27 protein-coding genes are annotated in these 22939 nt (G+C 40.1%); 9 read left to right on the plus strand and 18 right to left on the minus strand.

Features of this window, described 5'->3' with window-relative positions; genetic code table 25:
* The first annotated feature begins 15 nt into the window (after positions 1 to 15).
* From WC753_04680 to WC753_04690, 3 genes are all read left to right on the plus strand, one after another.
* Positions 16 to 273 carry a hypothetical protein gene (locus tag WC753_04680; protein MFA6080738.1) on the plus strand — a complete coding sequence of 86 codons (258 nt, stop codon included), beginning with the start codon at positions 16 to 18 and terminating at the stop codon, positions 271 to 273.
* A 53-nt stretch (positions 274 to 326) separates the two neighbouring features.
* Complete coding sequence (locus WC753_04685) at positions 327 to 458, plus strand: hypothetical protein (GenBank protein MFA6080739.1); 132 nt, start codon at positions 327 to 329, stop codon at positions 456 to 458.
* Between the two features lie 365 nt (positions 459 to 823).
* A complete protein-coding gene (locus tag WC753_04690; protein MFA6080740.1) occupies positions 824 to 1108 on the plus strand; it encodes a hypothetical protein in 285 nt (94 codons plus the stop codon).
* A gap of 239 nt (positions 1109 to 1347) precedes the next feature.
* Here WC753_04690 and WC753_04695 read toward each other — a convergent pair whose 3' ends face one another.
* The 4 genes from WC753_04695 to WC753_04710 all read right to left on the minus strand — a co-directional run bounded on the left by WC753_04695 (position 1348) and on the right by WC753_04710 (position 3935).
* Positions 1348 to 1827, minus strand: coding sequence for a hypothetical protein (locus tag WC753_04695; protein MFA6080741.1), 480 nt, complete (start codon positions 1825 to 1827; stop codon positions 1348 to 1350).
* A complete protein-coding gene (locus WC753_04700) occupies positions 1802 to 2359 on the minus strand; it encodes a glycosyl hydrolase 108 family protein (GenBank protein ID MFA6080742.1) in 558 nt (185 codons plus the stop codon). Before WC753_04700 ends, WC753_04695 begins: the two co-directional genes overlap by 26 nt.
* A 222-nt stretch (positions 2360 to 2581) precedes the next feature.
* Positions 2582 to 2893, minus strand: a complete 312-nt coding sequence (locus tag WC753_04705; protein ID MFA6080743.1) for a hypothetical protein — start codon at positions 2891 to 2893, stop codon at positions 2582 to 2584.
* Positions 2894 to 2993: 100 nt separating this feature from the next.
* Complete coding sequence (locus WC753_04710) at positions 2994 to 3935, minus strand: hypothetical protein (protein ID MFA6080744.1); 942 nt, start codon at positions 3933 to 3935, stop codon at positions 2994 to 2996.
* Between the two features lie 330 nt (positions 3936 to 4265).
* On the opposite strand from WC753_04710, the gene WC753_04715 reads away from it, so the two are divergent.
* The 6 genes from WC753_04715 to WC753_04740 all read left to right on the plus strand — a co-directional run bounded on the left by WC753_04715 (position 4266) and on the right by WC753_04740 (position 9941).
* The gene (locus tag WC753_04715) at positions 4266 to 4598 is read left to right on the plus strand and encodes a hypothetical protein (GenBank protein MFA6080745.1); all 333 of its coding nucleotides are present in this window, start codon (positions 4266 to 4268) and stop codon (positions 4596 to 4598) included.
* Between the two features lie 1376 nt (positions 4599 to 5974).
* Complete coding sequence (locus tag WC753_04720; protein ID MFA6080746.1) at positions 5975 to 6316, plus strand: hypothetical protein; 342 nt, start codon at positions 5975 to 5977, stop codon at positions 6314 to 6316.
* Positions 6317 to 6319: 3 nt separating this feature from the next.
* Positions 6320 to 7219 (plus strand): AAA family ATPase, encoded by a 900-nt coding sequence (locus WC753_04725; GenBank protein MFA6080747.1) that lies wholly within the window; start codon positions 6320 to 6322, stop codon positions 7217 to 7219.
* Positions 7219 to 7725, plus strand: a complete 507-nt coding sequence (locus WC753_04730) for a siphovirus Gp157 family protein (GenBank protein MFA6080748.1) — start codon at positions 7219 to 7221, stop codon at positions 7723 to 7725. Before WC753_04725 ends, WC753_04730 begins: the two co-directional genes overlap by 1 nt.
* Positions 7726 to 7868: 143 nt before the next feature.
* Positions 7869 to 8348, plus strand: a complete 480-nt coding sequence (locus WC753_04735; protein MFA6080749.1) for a hypothetical protein — start codon at positions 7869 to 7871, stop codon at positions 8346 to 8348.
* A 156-nt stretch (positions 8349 to 8504) separates the two neighbouring features.
* A complete protein-coding gene (locus WC753_04740; protein ID MFA6080750.1) occupies positions 8505 to 9941 on the plus strand; it encodes a hypothetical protein in 1437 nt (478 codons plus the stop codon).
* Between the two features lie 48 nt (positions 9942 to 9989).
* Here WC753_04740 and WC753_04745 read toward each other — a convergent pair whose 3' ends face one another.
* The 14 genes from WC753_04745 to WC753_04810 all read right to left on the minus strand — a co-directional run.
* Entirely contained in the window at positions 9990 to 10589 is a 600-nt protein-coding gene (locus WC753_04745) for a hypothetical protein (GenBank protein MFA6080751.1), read from the minus strand.
* A 10-nt stretch (positions 10590 to 10599) separates the two neighbouring features.
* A complete protein-coding gene (locus WC753_04750; protein ID MFA6080752.1) occupies positions 10600 to 11193 on the minus strand; it encodes a hypothetical protein in 594 nt (197 codons plus the stop codon).
* 11 nt (positions 11194 to 11204) lie between these two features.
* Positions 11205 to 11918: a hypothetical protein gene (locus tag WC753_04755; protein ID MFA6080753.1), complete on the minus strand. Its 714-nt coding sequence runs from the start codon at positions 11916 to 11918 to the stop codon at positions 11205 to 11207.
* Positions 11919 to 11953: 35 nt separating this feature from the next.
* The gene (locus WC753_04760) at positions 11954 to 12901 is read right to left on the minus strand and encodes a hypothetical protein (GenBank protein MFA6080754.1); all 948 of its coding nucleotides are present in this window, start codon (positions 12899 to 12901) and stop codon (positions 11954 to 11956) included.
* A 32-nt stretch (positions 12902 to 12933) separates the two neighbouring features.
* On the minus strand, positions 12934 to 13353 hold the full coding sequence (locus tag WC753_04765) for a hypothetical protein (GenBank protein MFA6080755.1): 420 nt from the start codon (positions 13351 to 13353) through the stop codon (positions 12934 to 12936).
* A 10-nt stretch (positions 13354 to 13363) separates the two neighbouring features.
* The gene (locus WC753_04770; GenBank protein MFA6080756.1) at positions 13364 to 13714 is read right to left on the minus strand and encodes a hypothetical protein; all 351 of its coding nucleotides are present in this window, start codon (positions 13712 to 13714) and stop codon (positions 13364 to 13366) included.
* Between the two features lie 184 nt (positions 13715 to 13898).
* On the minus strand, positions 13899 to 14276 hold the full coding sequence (locus WC753_04775) for a hypothetical protein (protein ID MFA6080757.1): 378 nt from the start codon (positions 14274 to 14276) through the stop codon (positions 13899 to 13901).
* A gap of 10 nt (positions 14277 to 14286) precedes the next feature.
* A complete protein-coding gene (locus WC753_04780) occupies positions 14287 to 16668 on the minus strand; it encodes a hypothetical protein (GenBank protein ID MFA6080758.1) in 2382 nt (793 codons plus the stop codon).
* On the minus strand, positions 16652 to 18517 hold the full coding sequence (locus tag WC753_04785) for a hypothetical protein (protein MFA6080759.1): 1866 nt from the start codon (positions 18515 to 18517) through the stop codon (positions 16652 to 16654). Before WC753_04785 ends, WC753_04780 begins: the two co-directional genes overlap by 17 nt.
* Positions 18480 to 19925, minus strand: a complete 1446-nt coding sequence (locus WC753_04790; GenBank protein ID MFA6080760.1) for a hypothetical protein — start codon at positions 19923 to 19925, stop codon at positions 18480 to 18482. The genes WC753_04785 and WC753_04790 overlap by 38 nt, the downstream gene beginning before the upstream one ends.
* A 9-nt stretch (positions 19926 to 19934) precedes the next feature.
* Positions 19935 to 20603: a hypothetical protein gene (locus tag WC753_04795; protein ID MFA6080761.1), complete on the minus strand. Its 669-nt coding sequence runs from the start codon at positions 20601 to 20603 to the stop codon at positions 19935 to 19937.
* A 10-nt stretch (positions 20604 to 20613) separates the two neighbouring features.
* Entirely contained in the window at positions 20614 to 20772 is a 159-nt protein-coding gene (locus WC753_04800; GenBank protein ID MFA6080762.1) for a hypothetical protein, read from the minus strand.
* A gap of 147 nt (positions 20773 to 20919) precedes the next feature.
* Complete coding sequence (locus tag WC753_04805; GenBank protein ID MFA6080763.1) at positions 20920 to 22551, minus strand: hypothetical protein; 1632 nt, start codon at positions 22549 to 22551, stop codon at positions 20920 to 20922.
* 55 nt (positions 22552 to 22606) lie between these two features.
* Positions 22607 to 22939: hypothetical protein (locus WC753_04810; GenBank protein ID MFA6080764.1), on the minus strand; the 333-nt coding region annotated here is incomplete at its 5' end.

Raw genomic sequence — 22939 nt, forward strand, 5'->3', positions numbered from 1 at the left:
TATGAAGGTTAAACCATGACTAAATACGAAGTATTAACTGACACTCTATGCCAAGGATGGGTTAATTGTTGGACTATCGTAGAAGATAAACCAATGACATTCGATACGATACAATCAGCACAAGAAGAAATTGATACGCACATTAAAGACATAGAAGAAAGTATTGCTTATGGGTTTATGAGTGAAGATAGCAAAGTAACACACGACGACTTTAAGATAGGAGAGGTCACACCATGACATACCGAAAAATATCAGGCAATAAGCCCGTCTTAACTTCAATCTCGATCACATGGCACATAGACGACGTGATAGAAGAATGTAAGGACATGAATATAAATACCGATATCGCACAAGAGGTATTGCGTAGACTAAGAGATAATCATGACGCATCAATAGGTATCAACTGGGAAGTAATACGCGCTACATGCGAATGTGTAATTTATGACTGTGAAAATTAACGAGAGGTAACCATGAATAAATTAAAATGTACATATGTACGAAAGACATTAAACAATCGTTTCGAAGTAGTCGCTAAAAGTACCCTTCGACTCTCAAAAGTCATGGGTCGATACGATACATTCGAGACGGCTAATCAGCAAGCGATTAAACTCGCCGAGAAGTTATCGTATCAGCATGTACAACTGGCGAGGTATTAATGGTTATCATTCTTATCACACTTGGGATTATTTTCCTTTTCGACGACGAATATTTGCTATCATTCATCTGTTTTTGTGTAGCAAATCAGTGTTAACAAACTTATTGCCCATCCCACTATCACCCTGTACAATCCGCACACAATAAAAGGACAGGGACTAACAGGGTGATGACAAATATAAAAGAAATAGTAGATGCTGTGAAATTAGCCAATAATACCGAGAGTGTACGAATGATGAATAAAAAAGAATTACAGCATGCCGTATTTGCAAGAAATGAAACCGTTTTGATAGAAAAAATAGAATCTATTAGGGCGGATCTTAATCAAGTTTGCGACTTAATACCACATGAAGAACAAATAACTAAACAACTTTCTCATGTTTACTATGCACTCGGTAATTTATGCGCAGAGATAGCAATATATGCGATAGGAGAGAAACATGACAGAAACTAATGGCACGTTGGTAATTGGTGAATTTCACCCCGCGACACACTCAGCATATAGATACGCTAAATCTAGATTAATGACCGACCTATATTTGTTAGAAGCTCTCGCGTCAACCGCACTCTCAGGAAATAGACAAAGTGAGATATGTTACGAAACCGCGCAACGAATATTGAGTAGCGCACCAGTGAGCGATCGATACGTTTTAGGCTTAGCATGGACACTTAAGATGATGGAAGAAATGGAATCTATTTCTCAATATGCTTGTGACTCGAACCAAAGTAATAACTTATAATCATTATCAATACGTCCTGAAACCTTGCGCTAATAATATCATTAGCGCTTGATTGATGGCTTACGACATAAAATTGCATCAGCGCGTAGTTAATGAGAAATCCTACGGCCAATATCGTCGGTACCCACGATTGCAACGTATGATTCTGCACGAGTGATGATTGAAGCTCTCGCGCACTCTTGCGATCGTCTACCTCCGTTTTGTAATTGGTAGCTTGAACATTTTCTAGCGCCTCCTTGTGATCGTATTCCAGTTTCTTTAACTTAGCGTCCGCCTCTGGGTCGCTCAGAATCTTTGCTACAACGTCTTGCGTGTCCTTTGGGTCAGCGCCAAATAGATTCGCGATGAGTCCCACGCCTAAGCCCGCAACCGGTGTTCCTAGCGCGCTCGCAAGTAAGGGTGCCGCTTTACCTACTATGTCCGTTAGATTCATACGCACGATTCAGCCATCCATCAATGTATCGTTCTTGGTCATAATCCTTTGCTGCGATAATGCGATAGTAGCCCGCGCGTTCTGAACGCATGGCTGGAAGCAACATAAAGTCGCACATCTTGATTGCGTTTAGAGTCTTATCACCCAAAAGGCCATCGTCAAGTATTTCTCGTCTGCGTTTGACAGCCCAACATGCCCGTTGTGCGCACTTGATCGCTGGCGCAATACCCATGTTAACCGACATGTCGAATATATAATTGCAGATATCTTGATTATTGATCTTGTCGAATGCGGCATGTTCCCAGAATTCGCCTTTGTAGATGAGCTTTGCTTGGTCAACCGTCAACTCTCTAATAGTTTGTTCCGTAACTTCGCCGAAAATCCCGTATCGTCTGAGATTTTCCGGTAACACGTTCCGCAAGAATCGCAACGAAATACCAAAGTGCGTAGTTCCCCCATGGTCATACGGGCTTTCACTGAGGCCGCCTTCATTTCTGAGCAAATAATTCACTGCTTCGTCAAAACTGGCCATGCTAATTCCTTTCTGTCAGATTCCTAAGATACAAGACTACCTCATCAATTGAATTAATTATAGCCACTTGACCATGCCACTCGTCAAAAAACGATTGTTCTTGAGGTGTTAACCTACGGGCTGATGGTGGTTTGCTACCGTCCTTCAGTTCAAAAAGTAGGTTTAAACCTTTCCAGCCCACCAAAATATCCGGACAACCTTTCCCCACATTGCTTAATATTCTTACACTAGCACCCATGTCTCGTAGCACCGCAACAATATGTTTCTGATTAGCGTCAACTCGTCTCGCCATCACATTGCATCCTCAATGTCTTGTTTCGTCCATGTCCGTATTTCATCGATTACCTGCGGCTCTGTCTTATCAGCAAAAGCAATACGTGCGCGTTTCTTGAGCAACGTGTACTTTTCACCAACAGCCCAATAACACTTTTGCCACTTGATATCAGCGAAGTATATCTCTTTGAGCAATTTGCAAACATCCGCACCCAATACGATACGCTGGTACTTCGGTTTTCCATTCGGCGCAAATTCCATCGCTTACAGTCCTTTTCTGACCTACCCCGCCTCTCGGTTGTTTTTACCGAGACAATCGATTGTAGAGCCTCCAATTGCGTTTAAATGGCATCCTTGCCCATTATGCAAAGTCTTTTTGTGGCAGCTTGCCAGTCTCCTGATAATACGCGAGTCGTCGTTTAGCCAACTCTGGGTTATTTATGTACTCTTTAACAGTATGTGAATAAATTTGATCAAGCTTGCGTCTTAAATCATAATCTTTGCCATTTCTCAACTCAAATGACCCGATTTGCTCGTACAACATAAACAATAATGGATGTATAAACCTACGATTGATCAATAATGGTAATACGTCTTCTTTCTTGGGTAAATTTTCATCAACCTCCGGAACATTCGCTACAGCTTCGATCTCATCTTCCCAACGATTGGCATTCAGATATGACGACGGTAGCGGTATAAATCGCTTTTCTTGAGCCTTCCATTCGCCTGCTAGCCGCTTCTTGACCGATTCGATGATCTCATCTGCGATGTCGTCTAACTTTCGCGCCCTCCATATCTTTAACGCCATATGCCTATTCTGTTTGCGTGGGTACAATTTCCAAAACTCATCAAATCGAACGTGTTCAGCTTCAGATGAACAAGAGCTTTTTAGCTTTTTGTTTTCTTTGTTATTTGTTTCTATTTGTAGTCCGCTATCTCCACTGGGGTGGATTTCCACCCGAGTGGTTTTATCTTCTTGAATATTAACGAATTTACTACCGTTCAAAACCAAAATTGAAATGTTTGAAATCTGACCGTTTGGAGTGCGATGCTTAACATATGAAATGAGTTTTGATTTGTTTAAAAAGCTCAAAGCATCGTTGAGTTTGTCGTCTCCGATTCTCAATTCGCGCTTTAAATGGACTTTGTTTACATTCCAATCGGGGGGAAGACTTGATAGATATATCCACAATGTCAATGCAAAATGATTATAAGCTATAGACTGTATTACCTTTGTACACACCATCGTGAATGGAATGTTTTCTTGCATTACTGTATTGAAACTTAATTTCTCAACGCTCATAAAAAATTCCTTGTATTAAGCATTGCACTTTTTATAATCCTAGTTATAATCCGTGATGCTTGTAATAAATTTAATAGATGTAATAAACGCATGTGTATTATACCTAGTGATACCATGTTGCTTGTATTAAACGTATTGCTTTTATTAAATGTAATTTCTTGTATTAAACTTGTAAAAAATGTTCTTGTAGTACAGTCAGTAAAGATTCATGATGAGTCTTCATTGACACCATTGTTGGAATAAGGGGCGCTAATCCGAGCCCCTTTATTCTTTAGACACATTCCGCTAAAGTGTTAATTCCGTTCGCAATGTTATCAAGGAAGAGATTAAATGAAAATAGAAATTAAAAGTACAGTTGATAAAGAATACGATGAATTATACTCAAACCTAAGAACACTCGATCAAATTATCGCCGCAAACCTTGCAAACAGTCCAAGAATTATCAATTTAATCGACTATCGCAGTAAAGTTTTTGAACACTACTACAAAAATTATATTGTCGCTGTGATTGAAGACAATACCGAAATGCGAGTACATGTGATGAAGAACATCAAAAATATGTACGATGAGTTAATAAATGACTTAAAAGAATTCAAGGGATATTGGGAAGATCACAAAGACTGTGATGGAAGTTGTAATCAAAAAGACAAAACGTTAAATTAATTACACAGCCTCTAGAACTTAACCCCTGTGTCCGACAGGGGTCTTTTTTTACTCATTCATTATCAATAGTAAAAGACAAGTATCCTTTTTCGATGACATGATCGATCATAGCCGATGGCTTGAAAGGTTTTTTTAATAGATTATGCCAGGGGATATTGATAGACCCCACTGCTGATTGTGTTTCTTTTGAGATCGTATAACCAGTATGATGACCAGATTTGCACAATAGAAATTGAAAAATATTATCAGGGTTATACATGGGCACGATTTTATCGCCATAATCCCAATTCAATTTATTTAAGACATGTGCCCCAATCCTGACGGTCATTCTGTCAGCAAATTCATTATCTTTTTTGCTCTTAGTAAATGCCACCGCGATATGATCAGGCGGTAGCTTACCACCGACACCACGATTCGCTTCGATAGTAACCCACTCAACCTTTTCGATTAAGTCTCGTAACGATGATGTCTTTGAAGTCTTAACAGGTGCAGCGTTAATATCATTTCTGTCTTTCTTTTTTACGTAAGCCATTTGAACCCCTTTGCTAATATACCGGCACCAGCGCCGGCTAAAGTGAACATTGTTGCAAGTAGCCAATAGAAGTTTGTCCACATTCGCTGATCAATCTTGCTTATATAATGATCAACTTTGTCCAGATTCTTTTCAATCTTATCGGCTTTCTCGTCTATGTGTTTTGTAAGTGTGTTAAATCGTCTCTCGGTGTTATCAAATCCCTGTAGCGCTACTTTCTCAAATCTATCTATACTATGATTAATATGTGATATCGATTGCTCAACTAGCGCTAGTCTCGTTTCCTGTGTGCTTTTCATCGGTAACTCCATTTTCTCTGCTACACTCATGTGATCATCCTTAACTGACTTGTATTAATGAGATCGAATATCTTCGATCCTGATCTTAACACCATATTTCTTCGCTATATTTACTAGGCGCAACATGACAGAGAAGCTAGGCTGCATCTGATGTGTCTCGCTTTCGTAACGAGATATAGTGAAATTCGTTATACCAAGCAATTCAGCCAGCTCTTTTTGGCTGAAACGTAATTGTTTTCTTATTTCCTTAAACCTGTTTTTAGTTTCCATGATTGCCTCCCCTTTTGACCAATTACTTATATATAAAGTGATTGTTACTGTCAACAATTAGATAGTACCTGATGATCTTACAGGATATTATAGTTTAACTATTTTAATCTATAATAGTTGACTATCAGATCAATGATATGTTATCGTCTCTCTCGTAATGTAAATAACAGAGAGAGTGAAATTATGATCAGTAGACAAATTATAACCAAGATTGTACCCAATGAGACAGCATTTTGGAGTTCTTTTGGATACTCAAGTGATGTATATTGTATCAAATGTGAACTAGGTCAAGACGACTGCAATTGCTCAAATGACAACGGATGGTATCCATTATGAATATCAATAAATACATCGATTGCTACTTAATCAATGAGTACGCAAATAAGTCACTGGCTGGCTATACGCTTGATGTAGAAACATTACCCGACAACGAACTATCTAGCTTTCTTGATCTCCTCATGAGTAAAGACGCGGCTCTCAGAGAGAGCGTCGTATCACACATGCAGGATTTGATCGATCAGCGCTTACCACTGTATGAAGCTGATGAGATGCGAGATATGGGTTATCGGGCAATGCAAGATAGTAATAATGGCGAATTAATTTGGATGAGGGCATAAATAATGATTATTAGAAAAGCAGAACGTAAGAAGATTAAGTTGCGTCTTGGCATATCAGGCGCACCCAATAGTGGCAAGACAAGATCAGCACTTGAGATCGCACGTGGTATTGGTGGAAAGATAGGCTTGATCGATTCAGAACATGGTAGAGGTGAGCTATACGCTGGCATGTTTGACTATGATGTTATTCGTCTTGAGGCACCCTTTACACCTGAAAGCTATATCAATGCGATTCTAGCGTTTGAGAGAGAAGGATACGATGTCTTAATCATCGATAGTATGTCTCACGCGTGGAATGGTAAAGGCGGCATCTTGGAAGAAGTAGATCAGTCAAAGGATAAGTTTACCAGTGGATGGAAAACCGCTACGCCTAAACAGAACGCGTTAATCGATACTATCATGAGTAGTAAAATGCACATTATCGCAACGTTCAGAGCGAAGACTGAATACGTCATTGAGAAGAACGAATATGGAAAAAATCAGCCAAGGAAAATAGGATTGGCACCAATTCAACGTCCTGAGATTGAATATGAATTCATGTTATTCATGACAATGAATCAAGATCACTTCGCGCAGATATCAAAAGACAATACGCGAATGTTTGATGAAAACACATTAATTCAGCCAAACAGAGAAATGGGTGAGAAGCTTTTAGAATGGTTGAATGAAGGAAGCGATGAGCCAGTAGTAGTAAAAAGAGACTTATTATCCATTGTCGAAGAAATAAATGAATGTGTCGATTTAGTTTCATTAGAGAATGTCTTCAAGAGCTTGTATACAGAGTTTCCCGATATGAGAAACCAGATAATCAGATCGAAAGACATGAAAAAAGAAGCTCTAATCAACGGTAGTATTATTCAACCAAACGAAATTGGTCACACATATGGCGGGAGATTATTGTAATGAATTTATATCAAATTAACAGCGAATACGAACAAATCCTAAATCAATTATACGATGATGATGGAATGATTAACGAAAATGCAATGGTTCAACTTGAACAAAACGAGCTAGTAATGGAAAAGAAGGCAATTGCTATCGCTTGTTATATTAAGAACATGGATGCTGAACGTGAAGCTATTGAGCAAGCTAAAAAGGCTATGGCTGAACGTGAGAAACGATTCAAGAAACGAATCGAATATCTCGAAGATTATCTGTTATCAGGTATGGAGAAACGGGGTATTAATCATATCAGTTGCGCATACTTTGATATCAAGTTAAAAAAGTGTCCCCCATCGGTTGATATTATCGATGAAGATTTATTACCGGAAGAATACAAACGAGTAAAAATAGAAACTTTACCAGACAAAATTAAAATAAAAGAAGAAATGCAAATGGGTGTCGTCATTCCAGGTGCATCACTCAAAACAGGAATGAGGCTTGATATAAGATGATTGGTTCTATCATAAAATTTATTGTTAGATGCTTATTTGCATTAGCGATCATCTTGATTTTTTGGTCTCCACCAATTGCCTTCATAGTATTTTTTGTAGCTATGGCGGGTTACTGTGATCTTGAACCATTAATGTAATATTTACTTAGGAGAGAATACATGCACGCATTTTCATTCACACCGTTGTCAGATGATGAGTTAGCAAGGATTGAGAACGAGAAAAATGGATTGTTACCCATCGGCACCTATAAGTTTCAGGTGAAAGAAGTAACGAGAGAAATATCAAAGACTAGTCAGAATGCTATGCTTAAAATACGTCTTTCTGTTAAAGCAGAAAATGGTGATATCGCAAACGTAACTGACTATCTTGTTAACACGCCAAAAATGTTGTTTAAATTGAAACACTTTCTGGAATCGATCAACATGCCTCATTTGTATACACAAGGGAATTTTGATCCACAGGTATTGGTTAACAAAGTCGGATATGCTAATATCGGCATTCAGAAAGGTAATCCAAAAGACGATGGGTCAGGTAACTTTCCTGACAAAAACAACGTTAAAGATTATGTTAAGTCGATTGAAGCAGTGGTAAAACCGGTTGCGAAACCCGTTCCAGTGTTCGATGATATTCCATTCTAAGAGCAATGGCAGAAGGCACAAAATGACAAGTCATATTACTCTCTCGTTATATTACCTTGTCGTGCTCTCTGCCGCCAAATAAAGTAGCGTAGATTCTCGAATGTCCCTATAATATGTTTAAATGGATTTTTTAAACTCTCAATAAGGACATTCGAGATGGCTATCGTACAATTCAATACACTGACACCAGGTTTAGTTGGTGTTAATCCACGCACACTTCAATTATTAACTACAGATAATCTCGCAACTGTTACTGCAGCGGGATATTTAAACCGTCAAGGAAATGTCTTACAAGGGATTGCGCTTTATCCTACGGATATTATTAACTGTATCTATTCATACGATGCCGCTTCTAATGATGGAACTTTCGCGATATTTCAACCAGACATCGCGGCAAATAATCAAATCACATTAAACGCATGGGAAAACCCAGGGAATGTGTTATTACCTGTTGTTGATGGTGATTTTGCAAACTTCAACGGTACAACTGGTCAAATCAAAGATGATGGATTCTTGCCATCTGATGCAGCTAAAACAAGAGTCGTTATGGCAAGCGCTGCAGTTCTTGCAAACCATATCGCATGTTTCTCTGACGTTAACGGTACTGTAAATGACGATGCAGCAACCGCAATTAACGGTGGTAATATCGAAGCTGGTCTATCAGGTACCGCTGGCACATTAGCGTCTTATCCAGCAACTGCAGCACGTGGTAAATTGATCGTAGCTGGTGTTGCAAATACAGGTAATACAAACGTTACAGTCAGTAACGCAGCACATGGCCAAGCAACAGTCGTTAGCATTCCAGATGGTGGTCAAGCAACCGCTAACTTCATTTTAAGCGAAAGCGCTGCAGGCCAAACGATTAACTCCGGTGGCTTAACAGTCGCTGATGGTAATATCACATCCGGTTCTTCTGGTGATGCAGGGACTTTTATTTCATTTCCAGCAACAGCAGCTAATGGCACCCTTATTGTCGCAGCAGTTGATGCAGGTGCCGCATTCAATACCACAATCAGCAATAGCGCAATGGGTCAAGCAAGTGTTGTTAGCATCCCAGATCCTGGAGTTGCTACTGCTAATTTCTTATTAGACACAGGCGCTGCCAATATTCTTGCGATGCAGGAATTCGTTGGAATCTCTGAAGTATTAACATTCGGCACAGGTACATGGACTGTTACACGTATTGCGCAAGGCAATTACGTATCACGCCATACACCAGGTAACGAAACGAGTATCATCGGTGTTGATATTACACCAATCATTCGCGTAGCTGCTAATAAAGGGTTCAGACTTGATAGTTTCGATCTCGTTTATGCAATTGCAGCAAACGCATTAGACGCTCATTCCGTTACTTTAGACAGAATTGCATACGCAAATAACGTTGCTGTCAGCGTAACAGCAGTCCCTGTGACAGGTGCATTGGCAACAGCAACACAAGCTAACCCTTATGTCACAAACGTTACTGTTAATACCCCAGCTTTCGATGTGACAGCAGATAGTAAATATATTATTGAAGTGACAGTAGATAATGCTGCCGCATCTGAATATGATTATTACGGGATTATGCTGAGATTCTCACAAACAATCGGATAGTAATAAACATCATTGAAAGAAAGCCCCTTTTGTTTCAGGGGCTTATTATTAACGTACACGTCTTGCACATATTTTTCCAAAACCATCTAATGTTGATACCAAAAAGGCATAGCTTGCTACTAGATAAATTGTTGTTGTTGCATTAAGACTCACTCTACATGGGCTTAAAGACAGACTTGGGACACCAGATCCCCCAATCGTCCAATTATTACCAGCAGTTGACGAAATGTTTTGAAATGACGCTCCATCTGCAGGAACTGTCGGAATGGTATTATCGACTGTGCTTATCGCTCCGACAATTTGATATACCTCCGTTACACCATTACCAGAAATATATACCTCTCCCCACACATCCCAATCTCCTGCAGTTAATGATATTGATGTTATTGTTTTATCGGTTAATGTGGTCATCGAAACTGCACTTCCACTAACAATAACAGAGGAAATATATTCGCCAACTTTACCAGCCCCAGCATTATCATTAGTGGTTGTTCCAACAATGCCACCAGTAGTGGGGCTGAATGTGAGTGAGGTGCCTGTTGCAGCCCCTAATGTTGGTGTAGTCAGACTTGGCGAAGTAGAACCAACAAAACTACCTGATCCGGTTTGTCCGGATAACCCTACATTTACCGTGTTATTCGTAGTCATATTTAATCCCTTATACGATAGTAATATTTCCAACCGCTGCTATGATTGTCCATTCAAGATTGGTGGCTGTACACACCATCGTAATGCAATCACGTGCATTGGTTGTTGCAAGTGATCCACCAACACCGACAGTCGTGGCGGCATTGCCTAATACAATTTGCTGACTCGCAGCTTGTGCGACTGTCCATCCATTTTGTTTACCAACAATATAAATAGTGTCACCGACAACTGCAGTCGCAGGAAGAGTGAATGCGACATTGCCAGCACCACGATTAGCGATATAACCATTGTTTACCGCAAGTGTTTGACTTACACCTGTCACATCAGTCCATCCAGTACCAGCACCGCTTACGCTAATTGTGATAGTTCCTGCGCCATTTGATACGGTAATACCGGTTCCAGCAGTGATACTTGCTGCAACAGGGTCGACACCCGTGCTACCAATGAGTAATTGACCATTAGTAAGTGGCCCTAAGAAGTTATACGCTGATGCACCTTGTGCAATAGGTAATGTGTGAATCGTTGGCGCTGATACACCAGATCCACCATTGGTTGCGTTTAATGGAGATGATGCGTTTGCATTAATCGCGTTATTAGTAGCCATTGTTAATCCCTTTAAACAATTGTTAATACGCCTTGTACGCCGCCTACTGTCACCCAAGTACTATCAGCTACAGTACACACGAGTCTGATGCTATCGTATCGATTGGACGATGAAACGCTTCCACCTACGCCAACGGTACTAGCGACATTGCCGACATTAATCACTTGACCACCATTTTGTGCGATAGTCCAACCGCCTGCGCCATTTCCTACGACTACAACTTCGCTACCAACTGCAGCAGTTATCGGTAATGTGAGTGTGACTAAACCTGCGTTATTTGCAATGTAACCAGAATTGATGGCGATAGATTGTGTAACGCCAGCGACATTTGTCCAGCTGAAACTTCCTGAACCCGTTGCAGCAATAACGATAGATCCTGCGCCGTTAGTGACAGAGATATTTGTACCAGCAGTAATGTTTGCAGCGACAGGATTAGCAGCAGTATCGCCAATCCATAACTGACCGTCTGTTAATGCGTTGAGTCCAAGATTAATGCGCGATGTCGCAACGTTAGCAACATCAGACAAGTTTGATGCTTTATCCATCTTGAGTGCAAGGCTAGCTGTTAGACCAGTTACCTGAGCTTCTGTGATTACTAATGCTGCGGAGATATACGTATTGACTAAAGATGCCGTAGCCTTCTTAGTCGTACTACCTTGCACGATAGCAAATAAGTCTGCTGCTGCAACTGATGTCGCTGCTGGCAGCTGTGATATCTTTGGCATAATTTACTTCCTTGTAAATTAATTATTAAATTCTATTACCACCATTCTACTATAATACAGCCTGGGCCACCGTTACCGCCTGTTCCACCTGTTGTTCCAGCACCGCCACCACCACCGCCTGAACCTATGCCACCGTCACCACCACGACCACCAGTTCCAGCAGAATGGCCACCACCGCCACCACCACCTGTACCATAAAAAGGAAAGCCAAAAACATTATCGATTGAATGAAAATTTAAATTGGTAATTCCTTGATTCCCAGCGTTTCTAACACCACTTGTTGGAATTAAAACAGTACTATTGTTTTGTAAAATATTAACTGCATTATCAAATGAGATACCACCACCTGCTGTTTCTAAATCAGCAACAGTGACAGCGCCACCACCCGCACCATTGCAAAAATATGCTCTCTGTAAACCGTTAGTACCAGCAGTACCTGTGGCACCACTACCTCCAGGTGCAGTACTATTATTTGGTGCTGGTGCCCCACCACTATATGAAATAAAAGCATTTGTGCCACCAAATGGCATACTTAATCCATTAGTACTAGCACTACTATTACCACCAGCACCGCCCCCTGTTCCTGAAGAACCAGCACCAAAAATACCACCGACTGCAACAAGTAATGTATTTGATACAGTAGAGGACACTGATGGGCAAAGATAGACTGAGCTCGCAGCTCCAGATGAGCCTGCACCACCAGCAGCCGCAGCACCAGCACCGCCACCACCTGGAGATAAAAATATAGTAGATGGAATTGCAGTTGATCTCATAGTAAGTGAAGTATATCCGCCAGCTCCGCCACCACCACCTCCACCTTTCGCTGTTAACGCAGCGGCTGTTCTACCGCCACCACCGCCACCACCACCTCCAATACAAAATATATAAATAAAGCGCGCTTCTTTTGGTATGGTAAACGGATAAATATCATTATCTGCTGTAGCACCAGTCCCTTTTCCCATACAGACAAATTGTCTAGTCATTAATCCATGAATATAACCAGGCATATACATTACTAATAGTCTCCACCGATGGCTGTTAACGCAAAACCACTAGAACCTGCAACAGTTGCAATCGTCGCAAATATTTTATAACCTGCTGGCAACATAAAGTTAATTGGAAATTCCCAGTTTAGCGTTGCAGTTGTATCGCTAGCCGTAACAGTAGTTAATACAAACTCACGAATCAAAGTATTATTAGCAGGCGTTGCATTAGTTGAACCATTATTAATGAACAATCTTAACGCACCTGCTGCACTGGTCGCAGTCGTAGTATTTGATTTAACGATAATATTTGTAACATACGCACCATTGCTTCCTGCAGTATAAACAGTCGCAACCGTACCTGTACCATCCAATGCAGTATTCGCTGCTGTGATAAAATCCCATTGAACCTTAGGTGTTAAAACATAAATAGGTGCTGTATTCGCTGCCATGATAAATCCCTTACATGAAAAATCCGTTAGATATTGCTAATGCTAAACCGTTTGATATACCACTACCTGCACCTCCAGCCTGCCAGCTCGGCAATGCTGCAGCGCCATTTGATGTTAACACTTGTCCAGCACTGCCAAGTCCAGATACGTTCTGTAATGCACCTGTAGCTGTAGTACCTGCGCAGATAACAGCATAGGCAGTAAAATTTGGCGATGGTGTGAACTGTGCTGAAAAGCTGCTATATAACATAGCACAATCGTCTGTTAGTCCATAAGGTGATCTGCCAAAATACATTAGATCAGTACCGTTATTGGTAGTTATCGGATTGGCTATGTATACCTGATTAATGTTTTTTGACATAAAAATCCCTTTTTACTCTAGCAATAAGAAAAACGTGTTATCGAGTAATGAAAATGGCTCACCATCAAGTAACAAAAAAGAATTTGATGGAACGATTCCACCACCACTACCATTATTATAGGGTGTTTTAACTATTGGGTTATCTATAATGCCAAAATATTTATCGAAAAATATCATAAGTCACCTAGTCCAATGAGTAGAACATAACGCTAACGTCTGTATTAGCAGTCGCACAGAAAAAGTGTAATACGTCACCGCTTTTTACATATCGTACTGCCGGATTCATCTCAGATGATGTCGCGCCGAATGATGCAGCAACTGGCACTGCAGCAGTTGCACCGACTGCAACCCAAACGATTGCACCAGGTTCAAACGTAAATACTGCCATTAAATTAGGAATACTATTTCCATATGCGTTAGCATTTCCCATAGGTGATATTGCGGGAACGGTTAATGTCGTATCAGTACTTGCTGCAAGTGATGCAGAATATTTATTCGCTGAAAACGTCAAACCAAATGTATTTGTACCTGATATATCCTTTAGCAAATTAGCTGCTGTCATAATACTTTCCTTAGTATCGTGTTACCCAATTCATTACCATGTTATATGGCCTGTCTTCATTCGATCCAACATAAGTAGTTTGTGAGGTACTACCAATATTGCCGCCACCAACAGTATTTCCGCCACCAGTATTATTCGTAATAAAATTAGTTCCTGGTGCCGCTGGTGCATGACGATGCTCTAATAAAGCGTCTACTTCAAATGTCCCTAATTGATTACCGTAAATTCCTGCTATCGTTCCAGATCTACTGTCACCATCTAAGTCAAAATATTTCGATGGATCAAAACCACGTAGGAATAATCCTTGCAGATCAGGCACGCCAACATATGCGTAGTTGATAGCTGCTACTGTAGCAGTCGCAACTTGTGCTGCGGTATCTGATGCGCCGATTACAACCTTTATCCCAATCCTATTGGAGATTAAAGGATCTGTTCCTGAGCCACCTACTTGATACCATACGTAATAATCTTGAGTGTCTACATTCGTGCTGAATGTGAAGTAAGAGCCTGCAGGGACAGACGCACCGCCTATGCACAATATCGTAGACTCTTGGCAACTATTCATAACATAAAATAATATATTCGCAACTTCGACAGCACTCCACGTCGATAGTAAATCGACACGGACACCAGCTCCACCAGGTGCAGGATCAGCACCAACTCCATCTATTCTAAACCATACATAATAATTACTCGTACTTGTTGAAAACGTGTAATAGTGTCCTGGTGTAATCGCAGCTGCTGCAGTCGTTGTAATATTATACATAAGCGGAACACTTGGCGTAGCTCGAGCAACAGTCACAGTGAACCCACTATTACCTGACGTAGGCAATGCAAGCCCTGATGAAATTGAGTTCGTTCTCACGAATATAGAGTTAGCACTTGACATATAACACTTTTGATTTTTACTAGATAACCCCGTGACAATAGGCGTGAACGTGAAACCTGTTTGTGTTGGGACACTTACTGAATCAGCAGGGAAAGTGTTACCACCAGCTATATTTGTCGCAAGAAATATTAATGACGTATTAGTAGTACTCAAAATAGATGATGCAAACTCATATCCTGTACCAAATTTCATTTGTTTAGTACTATCGTTCCAGTACACATTACCTAGTCGTGAGTATGGTATGCCGAGATTGGAATAACCAATCGTCGAGTATCCGCTACCATTACATAACAACTCACCATCGCCTGGGGCTAATGGAGACGCGTATATTTTACCAATCATCCCATAATCGAATGTCATACCCTTTGCTGTTAGCACAACGGGTACGTAGAATGCTGATCCATCTGTCGGAATAGGTGTTGGTAACCACCCAGCGGTTGATTCATCCAATTGCTTAGCATTCGTTTGACTAGGGAATGCTGTTAATGTGCTATTAGTTATCGTTAACGCAAAGTTAGTTAATATAACTGTCTGCGTTCCTTGTGGTGGAAGTCGAATGATAACTTGTACGAAATCATCATCACCAGTACCAATGGTATACGTCTCATTCGTACCAAATAATAATGTCGTGTTATACGCTCCTATACTTGGCTGTAATAGGACTGATGTAATGTTCTCTTCTATACTAGCGCTACCACCAGCACCAAAATATTTTCTGATATATATTTCGGCTGTGATATCGCCACTCGATGTTTGACCCTGAAAATACAAGTTATATTCTAAATTATCCGATGAGAATGTATTCACGTCAGGAAATGTCAGACATAAATCCTTAGCAGTATCAGATCCAGCTAATGTCGTGGCAATCTTTACCGCATATCGTGGATTCCCTGTTGGTTGCTGAACCGATGAACCATAACGTTGGAATGTCACGCTATCGGTGGCTGTAGAGCCTTGATTTCGCTCAAACGTCCACCCACCTTGTGCGATCTCGTATACTTCCATCGTGCCAATAGTGCCACCATATGCGACTGTAGTGGCAACCTGAGCGCCTGATAACGGATCATTGTCAGGTGCATCGTTGTGCAAAAGGAATTGTCCATTAGGGACGAAATTCGTGATGTCTTGGTCTGCTTCGACATTAGCCTCAGTGTAGTTTGGCCATCCTTCACGAGTGAATTGAAGTACCATGTCTGAATCGTATACTTCGACGTAATAGAGATCGATGTTACCTTGTACATCAAAAGGATAGTAATAAGGTAATATGTCATTACCACTTCCATCTTGGAATGTACCGACAGAGCTTAATTGACAAGGATTAGGAAGAACTGTGTACGTGTAATTTTGTTGAGTACCACTTAATTGATATACCTCTTTTGGGACATTGCGATCTTCATCACGATAGAAGTAAACAAAACCACCTGACAATGGCAGGCCGCTGTCTTTATTGACAAAGTACATCTCAAGCGATGGTGCCAATACATATTTAGGGTCGAGTGCCATTTTGTTCACTTCCTTGTGCGTTTTGATATGCCTGACTACTTCCTGTAGCCGATATTTTAGCTATTAATCTTGCTAATTTAACGCCGCGATCTTCGCGTGAATTAATATTAGTAATGTTATTCAATTCTCCTCGCCAATGAGGATTAGTAATTAACTCAGAAATAGCAGTATTATATTTATCAAAATATGATTTTGTCATAAAACTCTTAACTATACCACTCAAGTCCATACCACTAATATCAGATGCTTGTTTAGCTAATTGTTTTGATGAAATATTGACCGTATTATCAATTAAATCAGGTAATATATCTCGCATATCTCTAAGAGATTGTTGAGCTGGAGTTACTTGATGAGGTGCATTGGGATTACCCAATCTACCATACAAGTCATCATACGATCCTCTGTCTTGTATAATCTTTTGATATAAATTAGCACCAGTAATTTGACTTTTAGACATTGCTTCTTCTATCTGATCACGAGCTTGTCTTTTATTTGAAATGTCAGAAGCAGCGGCATATTGAGGACTTGCTTCTCTCATCATAGTATTTAATTCAGTACGTATTTGTTTTAGTCTACCTTTTGCTGCTGAATCAATTGCCTCGGAACCTTTTTTATTGATCAACGCATCTAATTCCATTTTTGCATTATGCAAACCTTGTAATGAGTGTTCATATTGAACACTTTCCGGCGGTAAATGTACACTCCTAGATGACGGAACCGCTTCTAATCTGTCCATTGCCTTATTCAATACTTTATTTACTTCACCACCTTTTACATGATTCTGTAGCTCATAATTTATTCTTTCTATTATTGGTCTTGTATCAATACGCAATCTTTGTTTATCAGCAATATCGCTTGCTCGTGCATAAGCTGCTGTTTCTAATGTTTGACCAGAAAAAGGTATATCAAATGCTGTAGATGGATGATTCGGAGATACTTGATTTAAAAAGTTATCATATAATGTTTTTTCTTGTTCTTGACGATTCAATCCATATGGATATAGCACTTGGCTTCCTGAAGGTGTATTAGCAGCTTGCATTTGCATTTGTTTTAATACAGGATTACCCGTTGTTTCTGCTGCTGTAACATCTAATCCAAGACGTTGAGCAGCTTGCTCTCGTTGAGCTGCTCTTGCAATTACTTCAGGTGTTAAACTTTCAGCTATTTCTGAAGCTGCCATTTGCATTGGTGCGGCACCTCTCATACCAGCTTTAGCGCCAAGAAGGCCACCTATACCAGCACCAATATTTTCGTGACCTAGTAGGGAGCCTGCTCCGTAACCAGTGGCACCTCCTGCTAATGTACGAGCGCCAAATCGCAAAAATGGGTTTAACGATCCTGTTGCTATGCCAATTGGTGTCAATACACCAGCAGTACCAGCGCCTACTCCCGCAGCTATATTGGCTGCATTATCATCAGCACCTGGCATAAGTTTTGTTCCAGCATGTGATCCGATGCCCGTCTTAATCATGCTATCTATTATTTGTTTTGCAATACCACCACTTCTAGTCGCACCCATTTCAGGGACAGCGAATGAAGTTAATAATGATGCAGTTTGTGCTGGCTGTTCTAAAGGCATATTGTGGGAAGTCAGTAAATTGTATGCTGCTTTTATGTCTTTTGATTTAAAGCCTAAATCTTCAGATACTTTTCTATTGTAATCGCCTAACTTATCAAAGAAACTTTTTTTATCTTGTGGCTGAGACATATCAACATTGTTATCTTGTACAGGCGATGATAAATCAGGATATTCCTCTTTCGAAGATATCGGAGACGATAAATCAGGATATTTTTGTTGAGATGAACTCATATTATGTTCTCTTGAATTTATATTGATTCATCGCTTCATTAACTCTACTTTTATGTACTGCTACTCTTTCGCCATCAGGTCTTATCATCCATACGGTGCTATCTGGTGATGCTTTGCCTTCTTCTGAAGGTTTAACAGGTTTTCTCTCTGTTGTTTGATTTCCAGATGATTTCTTAGATGGAACACCCATTATTCTCTCAGCAATATAGTCTTTATATGATTGATCAGTTAAGTTTTTATCAATCATTTTTCCTTTATCAATATCATAAAATGGAACTGACTGATTGTAGCCAATCCAATAATCTTTTATTAAATTAGCATCATTTATACCTAACTCATCTTTCATGAAACGATTGAAATCACTATGTTGCAAGTTCCTTTTACCCATTGCTTTTATGCCAGTATAAACACTATTCTCTGTTTCTTTAGGCATATCAACGCCTAGCTTCAATGTGCTAGCCAATCTGTCTCTGTAATCAGAATGCTTGTTACCAAATAATTGAGATGCCATGCTAACTGTCATATTATTAGCGGCATTCATCGCTTTATATGTCTCGGGAAATAGTTTTAATACTTTTTCTGGTAAAAATTGTGCGCCTTGTCCTTTAACTAATGCTTTACCATAAGCACTATGAAATTTATCGGCATCATTAAGTAACTGTTGTGATTGTTTCGCTTCAGTTGATACTTCATCTTGCATGTCATTAAATTTTCTTACATTTAACTTTCTTTGTTCTATTGTTTCAGCTTCCTGACCAGAAGCATACGATTTTTGAAGGGCGGATGGAAATTTCATAGCCATTGCGCTATTTATTTCAGGCGATCCAAAGTCTTTGTTGTACGCATTCATATTTGGCTTTGATAAATCAACGTTACCATTTGACTGTTGTGGTATGTTTCTATAAGACTTATTCCCGTGAGTAGCAATATCATTAACTTCTTCATCAGTAGCTCGAACTGTTTCATTAGTAGTAGGAGAAGCAGTCTGATCAGGTTGTTGTGTTGGGGCTGATGGGGCTGTAGTAGCTCCAGATGCTATCTGTGGTGCTGGAGTAGATGGAGATGTTTGTTCACCTGACCCAGTTACTTTGTTCCACATTGATTGCAACCAACCTCCAGATTGATTTTGTTGCTGTGGATGAAATGAATTCTGCATAGCAATAAGAGGATTTTGGCCTTGACTAGCTAGAGCTTGATTTGCATTCTCTCTTTGTTGTTGAGTTAATGTTGCATAAAACAAAGGGTTTTGCATCGCTTTAGCTAAAGCAGATGCCGGTGCATTTGACGCAAGTGCAGCTTTATAATAAATATCAGCCTGTTTCTGCATAGGCGCATAAGCCGCTTCAATACCTTGGCCATACGTCTGTAATCCTTGTTGCACCGCCTGATTAAACGGATTCATCTGGCCTGGCGTTAATATAGGAAATTGCTGTACTGGAAATTGCATATTATTCTCCTACATAAACGCAGCTAATGTACCAAGGCCGCCGATGATATTACCAAATTGCGATCCTTGGCTTTGATTTTGTGCTGCTTGTGATGATATCGCCATATTCCCTTGGTTCATTAAATTACTTCCAAGTAATCCAGCTAATCCAGTGGATGCGTTATATCCCATTTGATTGATGCCACTCATGCCACTTAACCCTGAACCATATAACCCAAGCATATGACCTAGATAATTATTGAAGTCTTGGTTCGCAATTCCCTGTGTCATTTGTGCAGCATTTTGTTGATGCTGTGGTGTTCCAAGCATACCACCTGCTGCTGCAGCATTATTAACAGCATTCATACCTTGACCTACTTGCCATTGATAACCAGGTGATTGTTGATAGCCTGAACCTAATTTATTGTACATTGCGTTAGGATCGTTAATCAGATTGCCGTATTGGCCTTGAACTTGCCCCATAGCATCTTTGCCAGCGCTTATGTATGGATCAAAATATGGTTTGATAGTATCTGGAATTTTATTGTAATAACTTTTTCCAGCGTCATATGGATTATCGCCACCGCCGAATAGGCTACCTAAGCCACCACCAAGCATTCCCCAACCCATAGCCTTCCCAAATTTATTGGGGTTTAATGGTGTTGTTCCACCTGCTGCTCCCATTGCTGCTGAAAACATATGTCCATCCTTAGACTACTTGCACGACCTTGAAGGTTCCTGCAATATTCACTTTTAATTCATCCGTTGTACTATCATATAATAAATCACCGTAGTACACACTAGGATCAGCGGCTGCTGCAAACTGTGTCTGTAAATCAGTGATTGTGGTCGTTGGTTGTTGTGGCACTTGATAACCTTGGTTCGAAACATTCGTTTGTAATGCAGTGATTAATTGCTGCATGATCAATGACCATGAGTCAGACAAATAACCACTATCATCAACGAAAGGTACATTTTCATAATTTGGTATATTCACTGACTATTCTTCCATGAGTTACTGATAAATTGAAACAATACCGTCCGTTGCTACAAACCGGCTTAATCCCCAGAATCTAAATTGTGGCACGAAATCATTCGCTGCACCGAGGTTCCAATATATCAATCGATTCTTGAAGTTCCCACGTGCGTTTAATTCTTTATTCCATATCGTACCGAAACTTTCGCCACCGTTCTTAGACGCTGATAAGTGAACTGACTGCGGAATAGGTTGTGCTGTTTCAACTTCAACAGCTATCTGCAATTCTTCGCCACTCTCTGTTAATAGTATCGTTTCATCTTCAGCTTGCAATGGTAAGAATTCAATGACAGTTAAACCATTGTTAATAGTATATAAATGCTCGCCATCTTCAGTGTCTAATATCTCGCCATCTTCGGCTAATAGGAATTCTTCCTGATAGATATTTTCCTGAGTGCCTTGTTCTATAGTAAAGGTAAGATTATTGACAACAAAACGAGAAGCATCAGGCAAACGTATATTACGACATACCCTAACACGAGGAATCTCCCTGCCATTGTAGGAAGTGAATTGAGAACCGAGCTGATACAAATTCCCATCAATAAAACTAACAAAGTAATATGCATCATTGAAGAACGCCACCCTTTTAGCGATATGAATGTCTTGGTTCTCATCACATAAGGTGAAGAACTTCTTAGTATTGAAGTCATAAATATATGTGAGATTATCAGTTGGGAAACTGATCTGATAAATCAAATGTCCATCTTGTCTGAATAAAAACCCATATGAATCTTTCGGATTAGTGAGCTGCGTGAACTTAAAATCGATACCGTCTGTCGATATACGATTAATATCGCCACCAGTAGAATATGCGATAACGGGGCCTGACTTTTCATTCGCAGCAAGCCATACCATGATATTTTCATTGTATGCGATAGTCGCAGGGTTTAAGCACCCATAGTCAATATTGACAGACGACATTCGTTGATACGGGAATAAAGCAGCACCAATGTCTTGCCAAGGCTCTGTGACGGTGTTTCCAAATACAAAGAGTAAATTACCACGACCTGGGAATCGTTGAACTGCAATAACGTTATCAGGTTTAGTCTGCAATGATCCAACGTATGACGCAGTACCTGGCCATAATAATCCATTACCAGCGACACATAATTGATAGGTTGAGGTGCTTCCTAATACCGCCGCAATGAATCTACCATTCTGATATGAGATATATCCAGGGATAAATCCAAGTGGTGTCGTGCCATCGACTGTCGCTTTAGCAAATGCACCTGTTATGTAATTATAAATATAAATGTTTTGCTTATCGCATATCGCTATCTGATTATTATTATTCTCATCAATGTAAACATCACCCAAGTAAGTGTCTATTTGACCAACTCGTGTGACAGACAAATTTGTCGATATCGTGTAAACATTATTTGAAATGACAGCAATCATGTGATTATATCGATTACTCGTATATATCGCACGACCTTGAGCCTGTTGTAATATCTCAGCCACTAACGAATGACCAGCATATGGGACAAGGAAATTATCCGATATGATCATGTTGAATGTTTCTTCACGGGAGATCTTGGGGTAACGCCCAAACTTCGTGGAGCCCACAATGTCGAGCGCTACCTGTGAGAATGTAGGTGATCTTCCTTTCATACAGCAATTCATCCATGAATGTATGGGTTCCAACCTAAACCAACGACCAAAAGGACTAGGACGGACGCCACCCAAGCCCAAGCGACACATCAGCCCAAGTCAAACCTTGCTTACCTTGGAATGTACTTAATTTCGTAATAGTCATATCAGGTGGACTGACATCAGTCATCGCTTCTTCGAGTTCTTTCAGCTCTAACATTGCCTGAGGTTGCATCGGTATGCCAAACTCAGAACATATCCTTTGCGCTAGTCTGTAGCGAAGATAGTCTACGTAATATTCATCGTATATGAGAAGTAAATCTTGATTAAACGTAACGTTATCAAAGCCGAATTTACCCCAGATCTTGATAGGGTAATTCGTATTAGGGACGAAATATAAAAATATATT

This window comes from Candidatus Gracilibacteria bacterium (assembly GCA_041660965.1).
GTDB lineage: Bacteria > Patescibacteriota > Gracilibacteria > BD1-5 > JAGOOR01 > JAGOOR01.